At 66.1% G+C, this 16705-nt stretch carries 11 protein-coding genes; 6 read left to right on the top strand and 5 right to left on the bottom strand.

Translation table 11 applies throughout. The annotated features are described in order from the left end of the window. Positions 1 to 14: 14 nt before the first annotated feature. From ACZ5YA_RS21125 to dkgB, 4 genes are all read right to left on the bottom strand, one after another. Positions 15 to 1703: a CHAT domain-containing protein gene (locus ACZ5YA_RS21125; protein ID WP_124260359.1), complete on the bottom strand. Its 1689-nt coding sequence runs from the start codon at positions 1701 to 1703 to the stop codon at positions 15 to 17. Next, on the bottom strand, positions 1661 to 4489 hold the full coding sequence (locus ACZ5YA_RS21120; RefSeq protein WP_464091187.1) for a PAS domain-containing protein: 2829 nt from the start codon (positions 4487 to 4489) through the stop codon (positions 1661 to 1663). Before ACZ5YA_RS21120 ends, ACZ5YA_RS21125 begins: the two co-directional genes overlap by 43 nt. A 46-nt stretch (positions 4490 to 4535) precedes the next feature. Then, on the bottom strand, positions 4536 to 6557 hold the full coding sequence (locus tag ACZ5YA_RS21115; RefSeq protein WP_464091186.1) for a C1 family peptidase: 2022 nt from the start codon (positions 6555 to 6557) through the stop codon (positions 4536 to 4538). Positions 6558 to 6735: 178 nt separating this feature from the next. Beyond that, complete coding sequence (gene dkgB / locus ACZ5YA_RS21110; RefSeq protein WP_251878578.1) at positions 6736 to 7539, bottom strand: 2,5-didehydrogluconate reductase DkgB; 804 nt, start codon at positions 7537 to 7539, stop codon at positions 6736 to 6738. A 122-nt stretch (positions 7540 to 7661) separates the two neighbouring features. Between dkgB and ACZ5YA_RS21105 the strand changes: the two genes are divergently transcribed. Next, positions 7662 to 8561: a LysR substrate-binding domain-containing protein gene (locus ACZ5YA_RS21105; protein ID WP_059376982.1), complete on the top strand. Its 900-nt coding sequence runs from the start codon at positions 7662 to 7664 to the stop codon at positions 8559 to 8561. A gap of 19 nt (positions 8562 to 8580) precedes the next feature. Here ACZ5YA_RS21105 and lhpI read toward each other — a convergent pair whose 3' ends face one another. Next, positions 8581 to 9525: a bifunctional Delta(1)-pyrroline-2-carboxylate/Delta(1)-piperideine-2-carboxylate reductase gene (gene lhpI / locus ACZ5YA_RS21100; protein WP_059376984.1), complete on the bottom strand. Its 945-nt coding sequence runs from the start codon at positions 9523 to 9525 to the stop codon at positions 8581 to 8583. A gap of 414 nt (positions 9526 to 9939) precedes the next feature. On the opposite strand from lhpI, the gene ACZ5YA_RS21095 reads away from it, so the two are divergent. From ACZ5YA_RS21095 to ACZ5YA_RS21075, 5 genes are all read left to right on the top strand, one after another. After that, on the top strand, positions 9940 to 10878 hold the full coding sequence (locus ACZ5YA_RS21095) for an ABC transporter permease (RefSeq protein WP_059376986.1): 939 nt from the start codon (positions 9940 to 9942) through the stop codon (positions 10876 to 10878). Then, complete coding sequence (locus ACZ5YA_RS21090; RefSeq protein WP_059376989.1) at positions 10875 to 11780, top strand: ABC transporter permease; 906 nt, start codon at positions 10875 to 10877, stop codon at positions 11778 to 11780. The genes ACZ5YA_RS21095 and ACZ5YA_RS21090 overlap by 4 nt, the downstream gene beginning before the upstream one ends. Positions 11781 to 11831: 51 nt before the next feature. After that, positions 11832 to 13409, top strand: a complete 1578-nt coding sequence (locus ACZ5YA_RS21085) for an ABC transporter substrate-binding protein (protein WP_251878580.1) — start codon at positions 11832 to 11834, stop codon at positions 13407 to 13409. Positions 13410 to 13475: 66 nt separating this feature from the next. Next, the gene (locus tag ACZ5YA_RS21080) at positions 13476 to 14930 is read left to right on the top strand and encodes an amidohydrolase family protein (RefSeq protein ID WP_118932307.1); all 1455 of its coding nucleotides are present in this window, start codon (positions 13476 to 13478) and stop codon (positions 14928 to 14930) included. Between the two features lie 12 nt (positions 14931 to 14942). Then, entirely contained in the window at positions 14943 to 16703 is a 1761-nt protein-coding gene (locus ACZ5YA_RS21075; protein WP_464091185.1) for an ABC transporter ATP-binding protein, read from the top strand. Positions 16704 to 16705 lie beyond the last annotated feature (2 nt).

Genomic DNA, 16705 nt, shown 5'->3' with positions numbered 1-16705 from the left:
CCTGGTGGCTGGTCTCAATCGCGCACGATCGCCAGCGCGGAGGCCCAGGTGGGTGAGCCCCTGGCCTCGTCGTGCGAGCCTGCGCAGGCGCGCCGGTAGGCTTCCGCGAATCCTTGGGTATTGGCAAGGTCGAAATAAGCGAGGTAGAAGCGCCTGATGAAGCGGGCGCAGGTTTGATCCTCCACCTGCCAGCGGAACGCCAGGACACCCATGGCGCCGGCCCGCATGACCTCCAGCGCGGTACGCACCGACGCGCCGCTGCATGAAGACAGCACCAGCAGTTTGCAATTGCCGGCCTTCATCCAGCTGCCGACCAGGCGTATGGACAATTGCAGGCCCCTGCCGGCCTGGCTGCCCGGCAATACCAGCATGGTGCTGTCGCCGACGGAATGGGAATGGCCCGAGTAGTGCAGGATGTCGTAGCCGCCGCCGGTCACCTTTTCTTCCAGGTAATCCTGCAGCTCATAGCCGGTGAGCGGCGGCACGTCCTCGACCACGAGGCGGCCGTCCAGACGCTTGGCCAGGGCTTGCAGGTTGGCGAGCTCCTCGGCGACGGCCGTCAGCGGTTTCAGCGTGACGCTCGGGATATCGTTGCTGCCGTCTTCCGGTTGGAACGAGATGACGCCGCTGAAGTTCGCGCCGATGAAAAGCAGGCGCAGGGGGCCGGCCGGCCGGGATACGGTCTCCTCCTGATCGCTGGCGGAGTCCATGCCTTCCATGTGCAGGCGTCGGGCCATGGGTATGCGCTGGCACAGGTAGCGCCGCTCACTGGCCTTGATACTGGCGTTGCAGCTCAGTTCGAAGGGCAAGCTGAAGAAGGCCGCGCTCTGGCGGTCCGACACGTTGAAATCGAATCGCAGGTCGGCCCAGGCCAGTTTGTCGGCGGGCACGACGCCTTCCTGGTCGCGGGCGAGCTGGATCAGCGTGGCGATCGGCGGACCCACCGTGTCGGCCACCATCACGTCAAACGCCTGCCTTCCCATGTCGCTGAGCGACTCCAGCCAATTGGCCACTCTTTGGCTGCCAAGATAGGGCGAGAACTGATCGACGCGCATCAGCAGCGAATCGATATCGGATTGCCGCTTATAGGGAAGTTCCGGCGACCTGAATTCGTGCGGGCCGGACTGGAGCCGGTATCGGACCGCTTTTTCGGCGACTTCTATGATCAGCCGGCGGGGTTGAGTGGTGGCCGCCAGGCTGTCCAGCGCCCTGGCGAGCGCTGTGCTGCCGTCGCGCGTCTTGCCGGGCTCGTTGCTCCACATAAGCCTTTCGGGTCGTTCAAGCGCGCAGCGCTGCAGGGCCTCGGACGGATCCTCCGTTACGATCAACACGGGTACGGGCGCCTGCTCGGCCAGCCACTCCAGCACCTCGACCACCGTCGCGCCGCTCTTCTTCTTTTTTCCGCCTTGGGGCGCGGGCTTGGCGTCAATGATCAGCAGGCCCGGCAGCGACCCATGACGCTCGATCTCCTGCCGTGTGTTGCCCAGGTCGAAGACGTGCTGGAACGGCGCACCGATGAAGGGTTTGATTCGAGGGTATTTTTGCTCGTGCCTGGGCAGTTGCTGGATGCGGTCGGCCCAGCATTCCTCGTCGCCATCGTCGCCGCCGGCAAGCAGGATCCAGCTGCTGTTCTGTGCAGGTTGTTCCATCGCAGTCTCCTTTAGCCCGACCGGGAAGGGAAACGCAGGGTGAACGAACGCCACGGCGGCAGAACGGATTCATACGCTTGCGAGGGCGGGGCCGCGGATTCGGCCATGGGCGGGTCCGTCGTCAGCATGCCGCCGTGGGCCTGCATGGTACGCACGATCTGGGCGATGCCCAGGCCGGCGCCATCGTGGGCCGCGCGTTCCGCGTTCAGGAGCGCATCGTCGGGCACGGCGTGCGTGCGCTGGTCGGTGTCCCAGGCTTGTTCCGCGCTAAGTCCCAGGCGTACCGAGCATCCATCCGGGTCGTCGCTGATGTCGACTTCCACGCGGGCGTCGTCGGAGCGGCAGCGCAGCAGATAGGCCAGAATGGACCGGAAGGCTGCGGATAACGCTTCGGCGTCGGCATGCACCATGGGTCCGCCCGCCGCGCCCGCCTGGGCCAAAGGCGCGATGCGGCCTTGGTCCCGCTGCGGAAAGGCGGTGATGACCCGCGTCAGCAGTTCGTGCAGCGCCACGCGGGCATGCTCGGGCGGAGCCTGCCGGCGCGCTTCGTTGGCGCTGGCCAGCCGTTCGAAGGTGATGTCCACCTTGCCGATTTCCGCCACGATGCGTTGGCCGAGGTTCTGAGCCTTGGCGAGGATGGCTTCGGACTGCTCGCCGCGCGCCGCGTCCTCGTGCAGCAAGGCGGTCTGCGTGGCGAGGCTGCAGGCCAGCGCCAGTGGGCTGCGGGTCTGTTCGGCGATTTCGGCCACCGTTTCGCGCAGAAAGCGCATGTCGCGCGCCCACTTCATGTCGGCGATGTCGGTGAAGAACCAGATCGACATGTCCAGGCTGGGATCCAGGTCCGTCCGGGTCGCCAGCACCGAGCGCGGCTGCCCGCCCGCGCCGCGCAGCTCGATGCGTTCGCGCCTGACGCCGGCCTCCGAACTTAGTAGTCCTTGCGCCGCGGGGTCGTCCGGCAGCGCGAAGGCCGTGATCGACACCGGCGTCTCGCCTTCGAGGCAGCGGCCGGGTTCGGCGCCCAGCATGTCGGCCGCGACCCGGTTCATCTCGATGATGGAGCCTTCGCGGCCGACGAACACGACGGCCTGTTCGGTTTCGGCCATCAGGCTTTGTTTGGTCTGTCTGAGCAGGTGCTGGTCCAGCCCCTCTTCCAGCGACGCAATGATCTCCAGCAGGTCGTCGGCGTCGGGTCCCTTGAACGCATGCGATACCGAGGACTCCACGTCCAGCAGCCAGCGGATGCGGCCGTTCAGGCGGATCGGCACCGTCATGGCCGAGCGCAGGGGACGCGGCGGACCCGTGTAGTCGTTCCTGGGATCGTCGGCGTCGCCCACGTCATCCAGGGATAGCAGTTGGCGCTGCCGCAGCGTCTGGCCCAGCATGCCGCGCTCGATGGGCTGCAGGTAGCCGTCGGGCAGCGCGTATTCGGGCGCCAGGCTGTGCTGGGTCACGATCTCGTAGCGGCTTTCCTTGCGGTTCACGCGGAACAGCGCCACGTAGTCCCAGGAGAAGAACTGGGCCAGCCTGGGCACGATGTCCCGCGCCGCCGTGCGCAAGGAATCTGCCGTCATGATGGTCTGGCGCAAGGACTCGGTGAAGAGGGTGCGTTCGTCGTCGCGTTCTTTCTCGAAGCGCATCAGCACCGGCTCCAGGTCCAGGGCGCGCAGGATATCCAAGTGGCGTTGGCCATACTGCGCCGGCTGGCGTGAACACAGGCTCAGCGCTGAGCTATAGCCACCCTGGCGCGTGACGGGTAGCGTGACGCTGGCTTGCATGCCCATGTCGCGATAGCGGCGCACGATTTCGTCGCCCGGCTCGAAGTCGTGGCCGCTGACGAAGGGCTCCATCTCCTCGATCCAGGTCTGGCCGGAATCCAGGAAGGGCCGGATCGCGGGCGGCAGCTCCATCCAGCGCGCCGGCCAAAGCCCCACCCCTTCTGGCCGCACCGCAATCGCGCGGAACAGCGACACCTGCGCGTCGTAGATGCCGAACACGGCGTGCTCGAATGGCACCAGTGGACGGATCTGTTCCAGGATGGCATCGAGCTTGAGGCGCCAACCGCTGATGGCCGGGTCCAGCGCGATGCGCCGAATCTCGTCGCGGGCGGACTCCAGCGCCCGCGACTGGATGATGGCGATCACGCCCAGCAGCTCGCCGTTGGGCGCGGGGTCGGGCGTCATGACCAGTTGGAATAACCGCTCTTCGCCGTCGCGTCCGGGCATGGCGACGATCACGGCCACCATGGAATCGCCTTCCTGATTGCGGGCGCAGCAGCGGATGGCGTCGGCGATGCGGGGCGCGTCGCTCTTGCGGAAATGGCGGGCCAGAGGCTCGCCGCAGACCTCGTCGAGCTTCTGGCCCAGCGCGCGGGCCGCCTCGCGGTTGGCAAAGCGCACCACGCCCTCCAGGTCCAGGCGGAACACGGCATAGGGCGTGCGTTCGAAGCGGCGCGACTCGGCTTTCCTGAAGGGCGTGCCGTCGTTGACCAGCACCACGAGTTCACCGCTTTCCAGTTTGCACAGCGGCACCAGTTGCGCGGGCACCGGCGCGCCGTCCCTGGCATGGTAGATGCCGTCGACGGCGCCGTTACCCATCGTCAGCGCCGTGCCCAGGCCATAGGCTTCGGCGACGTCGCGGCCGCGGAACTCCTGGACGCTGGGGTCGAGCGCATCGCTGGCGTCCAGGATTGCGCCGTTCTGGCCGAGCAGCAGGCAAGGCACGCCCGCTCGCGACATTACCCGCAGCATTTCCGCGGGATCGCCCGGTATCGAAGCGGACGCCGGTACGCGCACGTACTGGTCATGCTCCAGATCCGTCTGTGCCTGAGGAATCTCAAACATATCCAAGCCCTCCCTGCCTGCCGCGGTTGCTGGCGCGGCTGCCGGCTCAACGTTTGATGAACGCAATGATCTGCTGCTGGGTGCCTTTGTCGTTGTCGAAGCCGCCATGCGTGCTGGCTGCCACGGGCGGGTTGGCGGAGCCGGGCGCGGGGCTGCCTTCGGGCGAGACGTGCACGGCGTCGCAAGCGATGCCGGCATCGCGGAAATAGCGTTCCATGCCCAGCAGCGGCGTGGTGGTGCCGCCTTCGAAGGACTCGCTCACCAGATAGAGCAGCGAGCGGCGATACGGGCCGCAGGTGGGGTCGTCTTCCTCGGCCCGGTCGGAAAGGTGGAACTGCTGATAGCGTTTTACCCGCGTCTTCAGGTGCGGCACGACCAATTTCTGGAAGGTGTCCAGCGTGACTGCCGGGGCCATCAGGTTGAGCGATTCCAGCTCGCCGCCGTCAGCCGTCAAGCGGTGCACGAAGTGGCTGGCGACGATCGCGCCGGCCGAATGGCCGACGATGTGCAGGCGCACGCGGCCCTGGCTGACATGCGATTTGAAGTGCTTGTAGAGCATGATCATCGCGGCTTCTTCCTGCGCCATGCCTTTGGGCGTCGGTTCGCTCATGGCCTGGGCGTTCTGCTTCATCTCGCCCCAGATCACCGTGCCAGGCCGGGCCAGCCAGCGTTCCAGGCGCTGGTTCCACCAGCGCTCCAGCCGCTCGCCCAGGCCGCCCGTGGTGCGCGGCACGCTGTGGGCGGCGTCCTGGATGATGTTCTTCACGGTGGTGATGAAGTCCGTTTCCCACATCAGGAAGACCGGGAAGATCTGTTTCTCGTAGAGCAGCGGGATCCATTCGGCGGCGGCTTCCGCCGCATCTTCTTCGCCCACCAGGCCGCCATGCGCGTACACGCAGACGTCCATGGGCCTGTCCTTCAAGCCCCACTTCTCGCGCGCGGCGTTCATGTGCACATCGACGATGGCGCGCAGGTCGTCGGGCGTGGTGCGGAACGTGCCGCTGTTGCTGAGCTTGCCGTTGTTGCCGACGTTGACGATGAAGGGCGAGAGCTCGCGGTTGCGCAGCACGGTTCCCGCGGCCAGCGTGACACGCTTGCCTTCGGTGCGCAGGGTGATGCTGTTCGAGATCTTGGTGTGCTCATGCGTGACCACGCCTAGCTGCACCACCCAGCAATCCATGGCGTTGCGCATCCAGTCGTCGTAGGTCAGCACCGCCAGGCCATGGGTGCCCCATTCCTCGCCCCAGGAGTTCTGGATCAGGAAGCCGTCCTGGGTATAGCCGACGATGACGAAGGCGTGGCCGTCGGTGGCGGAGTCCTGCTTGTCGGGCGGGATGATCCAGAATGGCTGCGCGCCCGGCGTGGAAGGCGCCTTCTGCGGGGTGACGCCATGGCCGTCGTCCCAGCCGGCATGGCAGCCCGCGCTGGCGTACAGGATGCCGACCTCGTTGAGCGCCGCGTGCATTTCGACGATGTTGCGCGTGTCGATGCGGTAGTAGGCGCCCAGCGGGCGCTTGACGGCGTCCAGCCACCAGTCGTCGGCGGTTTCGTTGGCCGCCGCCGGCATGGCCAGGGCCGGAAACAGTTCCTGGGCGCACGCGCCGTGCTTGAACCAGCCCTTGAGCGCGCCGCGCAGGCTCGATCCCGTGTCGTCGACGGAACCCGGGAACTCGTCATAGCGTCTGGCCATGGAGTACAGCATGAATGGCGAGATGGCTGGGCGCGGTTCGCGCTCCGACTTGCGCAGCAGGTATTCGACCACCGTGGACAAGGCGAAGCCGGTGCAGGCCGAGGTGTCTTCCTGGTGCTTCACGGTCAATCCCATCGCGGGAATCATCTCGGTCTTGGGCGTGACCGAGATGTTTGGGCGAAATGGGAGATCGCGGACGTCGAAGGCGTCAGGCTTGGCCGTGCGGCGAAACGGCAGCGCGGGCGGCAGTGCGCGGCTTTTGCGTTTCGGGGTGGATCGGGGCGTCTTGGCCGCCGCCGTGCCGGCCGCGGCGGGCTGCCGCTTTGCCGCCGCCTTGCGTGCCGGGGCGGCGCGCCCCGCTTGCTTCTTTGCAGCCATGGCGTACTCCAGTGGAGACAGGCTTTCAGCGCGAGGGCGGCGGTTTCAGGCAAGACAATATGACGACAGCAAAGATTGCGCCCGTAGCTGCGATATATAGGCGCGCCTACTCTGCTTCGCTAGTATCCGAAAGTATTAATCCGTGAATTTGCAATGGTGCGTTTGCACTATGTACGGCTTAATCCCACTGCGCCGCCAGGCCCTCGGGACTGACTTCGCGCCCATTGCGCTCCAGCGCAGCGATCTGCGCCATGTCCTCGTCCGTCAGCCGCAGGTCCTGGGCGAGCAGGTTGCTGGCCAGGTTCTCGCGCTTGGTCGACGACGGAATGACGGCATAGCCCAGTTGCAGCGCCCAGGCCAGCGCGACCTGCGCGGGTGTCGCGTCATGCCGCTGGGCGATCAGGCCGATGACCGGATCCTTCAGCACCTTGCCATAGGCCAGCGTCATGTACGACGTGACCGGAATGTCCTGTTCCTGCAGGAAGGCGGCGAGCTTGCGGTTCTGCAGGTAGGGGCTGAGTTCGATCTGGTTGGTGGCGATCTGCTCGCGGCCCACCGCGGCGATGGCGGCACGGGTTTCGGCGATGGGGAAGTTGGAGATGCCGATCTGGCGGGTCAGGCCTTGCGTCTTGGCCTCGGCCAGTGCGGTCATGAATTCGTCGATGGCGACGCCGTTGCCGGGCGCGGGCCAATGGATCAGGGTCAGGTCCGCGTAGTCGCTGCGCAGCTTGGCCAGGCTGTCCTTCAGGCTGGGGATGAGCTTGTCGCGGGCGTAGTTGGGAACCCAGATCTTGGTCGTGACGAACAGCGCTTCGCGCGGCACGCCGGATTCGGCGATGGCCTGGCCGACTTCGGCTTCGTTTTCGTAGATTTGCGCGGTGTCGATGGCGCGGTAGCCAAGATCCAGCGCGTTGCGCACGGAATCGATGACGGCCTGGCCCTGCAGGCGGAAGGTGCCGACGCCGAAGGCGGGAATGCTCATGGGTAACTCCTGATGGGTTCGCGGATCCGGGCGCAGATGCCCGGGAATGCCTGCAGTGTGCCTGGCGGATACTTGCGGAAAAAGTCCGGTATTCACGAAAGACTTTTGATATAAATGCAAGAATGAAGACGACCCTCGATGAAATGCAGGTCTTTATCGCCATTGTGGACAGCGGTTCCATCACCGCTGCCGCAGACGTGCTTGGACAGACCGTTTCCGCCGCCAGCCGGACCATGAGCCGGCTGGAAGAGAAGTTGCAGACCACGCTGATGCGCCGCACCACGCGGCGGCTGGAGCTGACCGAGGAAGGCCGGGCCTACCTGGAGCAGGCGCGCAAGATCGTGGCCGCGGTGGAGGAAAGCGAGGAGCTGATGAGCCTGCGCCGCAACCAGCCGGCCGGTCGCTTGCGGGTGGATGCGGCCTCGCCCTTCATGCTGCACGTGATCGCGCCGCTGGTGCCGGGCTATCGCAAGCGCTATCCGCAGGTGGAACTGGAGCTCAACAGCAACGAGGGCAACATCGACCTGCTGGAGCGCCGCACCGACCTGGCCATCCGCATCGGACGCCTGAAGGATTCGTCGTTGCATGCGGTGCCGCTGGGCCACAGCCGCGTGCGCGTGCTGGCCAGTCCCGGTTATCTGGGCGTGCATGGCACGCCCAGGCGCGTGGCCGATCTGGCTTCGCACATTTTGCTGGGCTTCAGCCAGCTGGAAGCGCTGAACGAATGGCCCTTGCTGGAGGCCGACGGTCAGGCCCTGCACATCAAGCCGCACGTGCGCGCGTTCAGCGGCGAAACCTTGCGGCAACTGGCCCTGAACGACGGCGGCGTCGTCTGCCTGTCCGATTTCATGACGCGTGGCGACCGCGCCAGCGGCGCCTTGCAGCAGCTGCTGGTGAAGCAGACGCAGGACGTGCGCCAGCCGATCAACGCGGTGTACTACCGCAACACCGCGATCTCTTCGCGCATCAAATCCTTCATCGACTACATGGTCCAGGCGCTGGGCCCGCGCGGCTTCGAATAGCGGCGCGGGCGCTGCGGGCTCAGGCGCGTTCGCCGCTGACCGATTCGTACACCAGCGTCGCCAGCGTCAGGTCCTCCAGCGCGCTGCCCACGGCCTTGAACACGGTGATTTCCTGATCGTCGCGGCGGCCCGGCAGTTCACCGGCGGCCAGTTGGTGCAGGTCGCCGCGGATATCCTCGCGCTTGAGCGCGCCGGCTTCGAAGGCGGCCAGCAGGTCGCCGGACTTGGTGGGCGCCTCGCTGGTGTCCACGTAGACCGAGGTGCCGTCGAAGCAGGCCGCGTCGGTTTCGCGCATTTCGGGCTTGAAGCTGCCGATCAGGTCCAGGTGCACGCCGGGGCGCAGCCAGGCGCCGTGGATCAGCGGCACGGTGGACAGGGTGGCGCAGCTGATGATGTCGGCCTGGCGCGCGGCGCTTTCCAGGTCGGCGGCGGCTGCCGCATCGAAGCCCTGCGCGCGCAACTCGCCGGCCAGTTTCTCGGCGCCGGCCGCACGCACGTTCCACACCAGCACGCGCTGGATCGGGCGCACCGTGCGCATGGCCTGCGCCACCAGGCCGGCGATGCGGCCGGAGCCCACGATGAGCAGCGTGCTGGCGTCGGCGCGCGCCAGATAGTCCGCGCCCAGCGCGGCCGCGCCCGCCGTGCGGTACACGGTGACGATGTCGCCGTCCACCTGGGCTATCGGGACGCCGGTGGTGGCGCTGTACAGGTTGTAGGTGGCGTGCAGGCCGGGCAGGCCCTGGTGGGTGTTCTCGGGGAAGATGTTGATGATCTTCACGCCGAAATAGCCGCGGTCGCTCCAGGCCGGCATGATCAGCGAGGTGCCGTGCGCATTGCCCGACTGGATGGCGTGGACATGCCGCGGCGGCACGGTGGCGCTGCCGCGGAAGGCCTCCCGCAGGGCGGGAATGACGGCGTCGAAGGACAGGGCGTCGCGGGTTTGTTCGGTGTCGATGAAGCGCATGGTTAGGTGCCTGCGGCGGGGCGGTCTGTCGTAGGGAGCAGGGGCAGTCTAGCAGCGCCGCGTCGGAGGCGCGCCGCAAGGGCGGCGGCGGGCCTCGCCGCTGGCTATCAATCTTTGCGCAGGCGTCATAACACCCCGTTATCGCATGCCTGCGCCCCTTGCTTTTTCTGTTCCATAAATTCCTTTTGAATCAATGATTTGATTGGAACTTACCGAGCCGCCGCAAAATCCCTGCATAGTGGATTTCCCTGGGTCCACGGGGGCAAATCCCGCTGGCATGCTTCGACCACCGTTAGCGCCTGGGCGCGCAAAGAGAGGTCGTTTCATGTCGAGTTCAGTTCATCCCGCCACAGGACGGCCCGTGCTGGCCCGGGCTGTCCGCAGGCAAATTTCCGCCGCCGGAGCGCGCGTCGCATGATCCGGCAACTGCTCAACCGCCTCACCATCTCGCTGCCCGTCCTGCTGGGCGTGGTGGTGGTGTGCTTCGTCCTCCTGCAAGTGGCGCCGGCCGATCCCGCCGCCGTCATCGCCGGGCCTACGGCAACCACGGAAGAGCTGGCGCAGGTACGCCAGGAACTGGGCCTGGACAAGCCGATGGCCTACCAGTTGTCCATGTACATGTGGCGCCTGCTGCATCTGGACCTGGGGCGGTCGATGATTTCCAACGTGCCGGTGATCGACGAGATCGGCGCCACGATAGGCGCGACGGCGGAGCTGATGCTGGCCAGCGTGGTCTGGTCGGTCCCGCTGGCCATCCTGCTGGGCACGCTGGCCGCCTACCGGCGCGGCAAGCTCATCGACCGGTTCGTGATGACGCTGTCGGTCGTCGGCGTGTCGCTGCCCGTGTTCTGGGTCGGATTGCTGCTGGTGCAGCACGTGGGGGGCGCGGGCCTGTTGCCCTATATCGGCCGCAATGGCCCCTTGTGGACGCTGGCCGGGCTGCAGTCCATCGCCCTGCCCGCCTTGACCCTGGGTTCGGTGCTGATCGGACCGGTGGCGCGCATCACTCGCACCGCCGTGATCGAAACGCTCAGCGGCGACTACGTGCGCACGGCCCGGGCCAAAGGCGCCGGCGAGCGCCGCGTGGTGCTGCGCCACGCGCTGCGCAACGCGCTCCTGCCCATCGTCACGCTGGTGGGCCTGCAAGTCGGCAACCTGCTGGGCGGCGCTGTCGTGACCGAACAGATCTATTCCTGGCCGGGCGTCGGCCGCATGGCCGTGGGCGCGATCTTTGCCGGCGATTTCCCGTTGGCCCAGGGCGCGATCCTGGTGACGGCGCTGGGCTTCATCGTCATCAACCTGATCGTGGATCTGCTCTACGGCTACCTGGATCCGCGAGGACAAAAATCATGAGCGCAGGCGCGACTTCTTCGTTGGGCGGCGTGCCGCCTCAGGCCATGGCCGCGCCGCTGGCGCGCCTCGCATCGCGCTTGCGCCGCGACCCCATCCTGCTGCTGTCGCTGCTGGCTGTGATCGCGATTGTGCTGACGGCGGTGTTCGCGCCCTGGCTGGCGCCGCACGACCCCTATTCCACCAACATGTCCATCGCCCGCAAGGCGCCGGGCTGGACCTCGCCCGAGGGCGTGGCCTATCTGCTGGGCACCGACGTACAGGGCCGGGACATCCTGTCGCGCATCATCTACGGCATACGCGCCACGTTGATGCTGAGCGTACTGGCGGTCATCGGCGGGTCGGGAATCGGCGCGGCGCTCGGCATCCTGGCGGCCTATTACCGTCCGCTGGAAGGCGTGATCATGCGCGTGGTGGACGTGCTGCTGTCGTTTCCCGCGATCCTGTTCGGGCTCAGCCTGTCGGCGCTGATGGGGCCTGGAACGCTGAGCATGGTGCTTGCCCTGGGCATATCCGCCATCCCTGGCATGGCGCGAATCGCCCGCGGTTCGGCCATGGTGGTGATGAAACAGGAATACATGGAAGCCGGCCACGCGATGGGCTTCGGCAACTTCTACCTGATCACGCGCTACCTGCTGCCGAATTGTTCGTCGATGCTGATGATCTACGCCACCTTGCAGCTAGGCCACACCATCCTGCTGGGATCGGTGCTGTCGTTCCTGGGCCTGGGGCCGCAGCCGCCTTTCGCCGAACTGGGCAGCATGGCCGCCGACGGACGCAAGTTCCTGCAGGTGTTCCCGCATATCTCCACCATTCCGACGATGACGATCTTCTTCATCGTGCTGGCCTTCAACCTGCTGGGCGACAGCCTGCGCGATGCGCTCGATCCCAAGCTGCGGTTCTGAACCGCGGCGCGCTTGACCACACATCAGACCAACTTCGGGGAAACCACAACCATGACGATCACCAAGGGCCTGGCCCTCGCGCCGCTGGCGTTGACCTTTCTGTTGTCCGTGCAGACGCCCGCGCTGGCGCAGTCCGACAAGACTGTCCTGATCCTGCGCGAGCTGGATACCGACAAATACGACCCGCACCGCACCACCGCGCGCGGCGCTGCCGAGGTGCTGTTCATGGCTGCCGACACGATGGTGGGCCTGGACTACGACATGAAGACGCCGGTGCCGGCGCTGGCCAAGAGCTGGACCGTATCGCCCGACGGCCTGACCTACACCTTCAGCCTGCGCGACAACGTGACGTTCTGCAGCGGCAAGAAGATGACGGCCAAGGACGTGGTGGCGAGCTACGAGCGCTGGCTGAATCCGGAAACCAAGGGATTGGAGCGCTGGCGCGCGGGTCCGGTGGACAGCATCACGGCGCCCGACGACTACACCGTGGTCTACAAGCTGAAGAAGCCCTACAACGAGCTGCTGCAGCAGATGGCGCACTACATGCATTCCGTCATCAATATCGATCAGGTCAAGGCCCTGGGCCAGGACTATGGCGTGAAGGCCTTCGACGGCACCGGACCCTACTGCTTCCAGAGCTGGACGCCGCGCAACGAGGTCGTGCTGACCAGGCATGCCGGATACGACTGGGGCCCAACGATCTACAAGGATCCCACGCCCAAGGTCGACCGGATCGTCTGGAAGATTGTGCCGGAGGAAAGCACCCGCCTGACGGCGCTGCAAAGCGGCCAGGCGGACCTGTCGCGCTACCTGCCGCAGTGGTCGATCAAGGACCTCAAGGCCGACAAGCGTCTCTTCGTGAGCAAGGCTGACCCGTTCTACTGGACCTTCTTCCTGGGTTTCAAGATCGACAAGCCCATGCTGGCGGACGTGAACGTGCGCCGCGCGATCAACCTGTCCGTCAACCGCCAGGCCTTGACCGAGGCCATCACCTTCGGCGAGGCGGCGCCCGCCACCAGCATGCTGGCCACCAAGACACCGGCGGGCAAGAACGAGGCCTACCGCTATGACCCGGCCGCCGCCAAAAAGCTGCTGGACGAGGCCGGCTGGAAAATGCAGTCCGACGGCTACCGCTACAAGGACGGCCAGAAGCTCTCGCTGCTGCATTACGGGATCACGGGCTACTGGAAGGACATCATGGAAGCCGTGCAGGGCGACATGAAGAAAGTCGGCGTGGACCTGCGCGTGCAGCTGTTCGACTCGACCTCGGCCTGGGGCAAGCTGGCCACGCAGGAGTTCGACGAGTTCAGCATGAGCTTTGGCTACATGAGCACGGGCGAGGCCCTCAACAGCTATTTCCTGTCGGCCAGCATCCCGACGCCGAACCGCATGAACTGGAAGGATGCCGATACCGACAAGTGGCTGGAGGAAGGCGGCCAGGCGCTGGACCCGAAGGAGGGCGACGCGATCCTGTCCAAGGCGTTGACCAAGATTTCGGACGGGGTCGCCTGGATTCCGCTGTACCACGACTCGCTCTACCTGGTGGGCGGACCGCGCATGAAGCCGATGCAGGCGCACGGCATCTTCGGCGCGGCGGCCTACAAGGGCCTGGACATCGCCTTCAAGTAAGCGCGATGGCGGCGCGGCCGGTCCGCGCCGCCGTTTCATCATTCATCACGTCGCTGAGAGCCTTCCGTGAGCGCAAGCAATCAATCCCGTATCACTCATTTCAAGAACCTGTCCACGCTGGTGGCGTGGGACGCCGAACTGGGCTCGCACGTCTATATCGAAAACGCCGATCTGGTGATGCGCGGCAACACCATCATCCACGCAGGCTCCGGCTACGCGGGCCCGGCCGATGAGGTGGTGTCCGGCAGCGGCCTGATGGCGATGCCGGGGCTGGTCAACGTCCACACCCATCCCTCCTCCGAGCCTGGAAACCGCGGCCTGCTGGAAGAACTGGGCAGCGATAAGCTGGGCCAAAGCTCGCTGTACGAATACATGCCCGTGTTCCGCATGGGCATAGAAACTGCGCCATATGCCAATCAGGTGGCGGTGTCGGAGATGTTGCTGAGCGGAGTGACAACCTTCGTCGACATGTCCCTGCCGCGTCCGGGCTGGGCCGACGTGGTGGCGGCCACCGGCATCCGCGGCGTACTGGGACCCATGTTCCGGTCCGCCGCATGGCGCACCACGGACGGCCATTCGGTCGAATACACCTGGGACGAGGACGGGGCGGAAAAATCGTTCGAGGCGGCGCTGGCCGTGGCGGACAGCGCCATCAATCATCCCAGCGGACGCCTGAGCGCCATGCTGTGCCCCTCGCAAGTCGATACCTGCTCGCCCGGCCTGCTGAAGCAGGCGCAGCAAGCCGCCCGCCGCCTGGGCGTGCCGATGCAGATACACGCCGCGCAGAGCGTGGTGGAATTTTCAGAGATGACGCGCCGGCATGGCCGCACGCCCATCGAATGGCTGGACGACCAGGGCCTGCTGAACAGCGACCTGATCATCGGACATGGCATTTTCCTGAACGATCACCGCACGCTCTATTGGCCCCATGCCGACGACTTCGGCCTGTTGCAGCGTTCCGGCGCCCACGTGGCGCATTGTCCGACCGTGTTCGTGCGACGCGGCATTGCGCTGAGTTTCCTGGGCCGCTACCTGCGCGCCGGCATCAACGTGGGCATCGGCACCGATACCTTCCCGCACAACATGCTGGATGAAATGCGGCTGGCCTGCTATGTGGCGCGGCTGCAGGCGGGAAATTTCCGCGCAGCGTCCACGCAAGAAGTCTTCAATGCCGCCACGGTCAATGGCGCCAGGATGCTGGGGCGCGACGATATCGGCCGGCTGGCCGTGGGCGCCAAGGCAGACTTTTCCCTGGTAGATCTGTCGCATCCATACATGCGCCCGTGCCGCGAGCCGCTGCGCAGCCTGATCTACTCGGCCGGGGACCGGGCCATACGCGATGTCTACGTCGACGGCGAACAGCTGGTGCGCAATGGCGAGCTCTTGACCATCGATATCGAAAACGCGATGCAGCAGGTGGAGCGTGCCCAGGCGCAGACGATCGCGACCGTGGCGCAGCGTGACTATGCCGGCCGCAGCATCGACGATATGTCGCCGCGCGTTTTCCCCAGCCGCGCTTAACGGAGAGCCTGGATGAGCGAGACACTACTGGCGGTCGAAGGCCTGAGCGTGGAGTTCGGTCCTCGCGGCCAGCCCTACCGCGCCGTGAAATCGCTGGACTTCACCATAGGCCGAGGCGAGACCGTGGCCCTGGTGGGAGAGTCCGGTTCCGGAAAATCAGTCACGGCGCTGTCCATCCTGCGCCTCATCGAGCGCGCCGGCGGCCGCATCGCGGCGGGGGCGGCCCGCTTCGTGCCACGCGACGGACGCGAAGTCGACCTGTTCAAACTGGAAGAGTCGGCCTTGCGGCGGGTACGCGGCAATGAGATATCGATGGTGTTCCAGGAGCCCATGACGTCATTGAACCCGGTGATGACGGTGGGCGATCAACTGGCCGAGGTGTATCTGCTGCATCAGGACATCTCGCGCGCGCAGGCCTGGAAGCAGGCCGAAGCCATGCTGGCCGCGGTCAAGATGTCCGAACCCGAGCGCCGCATGACCCAGTATCCGGGCGACCTGTCCGGCGGCATGCGCCAACGCGTGATGATCGCCATGGCGCTGGCCTGCCGGCCGCAGCTGCTGATCGCGGACGAGCCGACGACTGCGCTGGACGTGACGGTGCAGGCCGAGATCATCGACCTGATCCGCGACCTGCAGCGCGAGGTGGGCATGGCGGTGCTATTCATCACCCACGACATGGGCGTGGTGGCGGAGATCGCCGACCGCGTGGTGGTCATGCGGCACGGCGACAAGATCGAGGAAAACGAGACCGCCGCGCTGTTCGGCGCGCCGGGCCAGCCCTACACCCGTGACCTGCTGGCGTCCGTGCCCAAGCTGGGCGACGGCTCGCCCGGCGAAGCCGCGCTGCAGGGACGCCCGGTTGTGCTCGAGGTCGCGGGCCTGGCGAAGCGTTTCCCGGTGAAGGCGGGGGCGTTTGGCAAGGTGGTGGCGAACGTGCACGCGGTGGAAGGCGTGTCGTTTGCGCTGCGGGCCGGCGAGACGCTGGCACTGGTGGGCGAATCCGGCTCCGGAAAATCGACCACCGGCCGCCTGCTGATGAAGCTGGTACAGCCCAGCGAAGGGGCGATCCGGCTGGCCGGCCAGGACGTGACTCACATGAAACCGGACCAGATGCGCGAGATGCGGCGGCATATCCAGATGATCTTCCAGGATCCATATGCCTCCCTGAACCCGCGTCTGCATGCCTGGGACCTGGTCAGCGAACCCCTCAAGGTGCACGGCGGGCTCAGCCGCGAGCAGCGCCGCGAGCGTGCCGCTCAGCTGCTGGAACGGGTCAACCTGCCGCGGGAATTCCTCGACCGCTACGCGCACCAGTTCTCGGGCGGCCAGCGCCAGCGCCTGTGCATTGCGCGCGCCTTGAGCGTGAGCCCGAAGATCATCGTGGCCGATGAGCCGGTGTCGGCGCTGGACGTGTCGGTGCAGGCGCGCGTGATCGAGTTGATGAAGGAACTGCAGGCGGAGATGGACCTGTCCTACCTGTTCATCTCGCACGATATGGCGGTGGTGGAGAAAGTCAGCCACCGCGTGGCGGTGATGTATCTGGGACAGATCGTGGAGATCGGTCCGACGCAGGAAGTGCTGCATCGTCCCCGGCACCCGTACACGCAACGGTTGCTGTCGGCGGTGCCGATTCCCGATCCCGCCCGCCGCCACCTGCGCGCGGCCAGCACCGCGCGCGATATTCCCAGCCCGATCCGCAAGGTCGGCGACAACCCGCAGGTCTGCGAACTGGTGCAGGTGGCCGCGGGGCACTACGTCCAGATGGCGGCCTAGGA

The organism is Achromobacter sp. JCM 18799 (genome assembly GCF_055395645.1).
The sequence above is the reverse complement of the archived record's forward strand: the minus strand, read 5'-3'. Positions and strand labels throughout refer to the sequence as shown.

Excerpts from the sequence above, each read along its gene's own strand:
- ACZ5YA_RS21085 (WP_251878580.1), top strand. The coding sequence starts at position 11,832 with ATGACGATCACCAAGGGCCTGGCCCTCGCGCCGCTGGCGTTGACCTTT.
- lhpI (WP_059376984.1), bottom strand. The coding sequence starts at position 9,525 with ATGCGCTTCATCGACACCGAACAAACCCGCGACGCCCTGTCCTTCGAC.
- ACZ5YA_RS21095 (WP_059376986.1), top strand. The coding sequence starts at position 9,940 with ATGATCCGGCAACTGCTCAACCGCCTCACCATCTCGCTGCCCGTCCTG.
- ACZ5YA_RS21075 (WP_464091185.1), top strand. The coding sequence starts at position 14,943 with ATGAGCGAGACACTACTGGCGGTCGAAGGCCTGAGCGTGGAGTTCGGT.
- ACZ5YA_RS21115 (WP_464091186.1), bottom strand. The coding sequence starts at position 6,557 with ATGGCTGCAAAGAAGCAAGCGGGGCGCGCCGCCCCGGCACGCAAGGCG.
- ACZ5YA_RS21105 (WP_059376982.1), top strand. The coding sequence starts at position 7,662 with ATGAAGACGACCCTCGATGAAATGCAGGTCTTTATCGCCATTGTGGAC.
- dkgB (WP_251878578.1), bottom strand. The coding sequence starts at position 7,539 with ATGAGCATTCCCGCCTTCGGCGTCGGCACCTTCCGCCTGCAGGGCCAG.
- ACZ5YA_RS21120 (WP_464091187.1), bottom strand. The coding sequence starts at position 4,489 with ATGTTTGAGATTCCTCAGGCACAGACGGATCTGGAGCATGACCAGTAC.
- ACZ5YA_RS21090 (WP_059376989.1), top strand. The coding sequence starts at position 10,875 with ATGAGCGCAGGCGCGACTTCTTCGTTGGGCGGCGTGCCGCCTCAGGCC.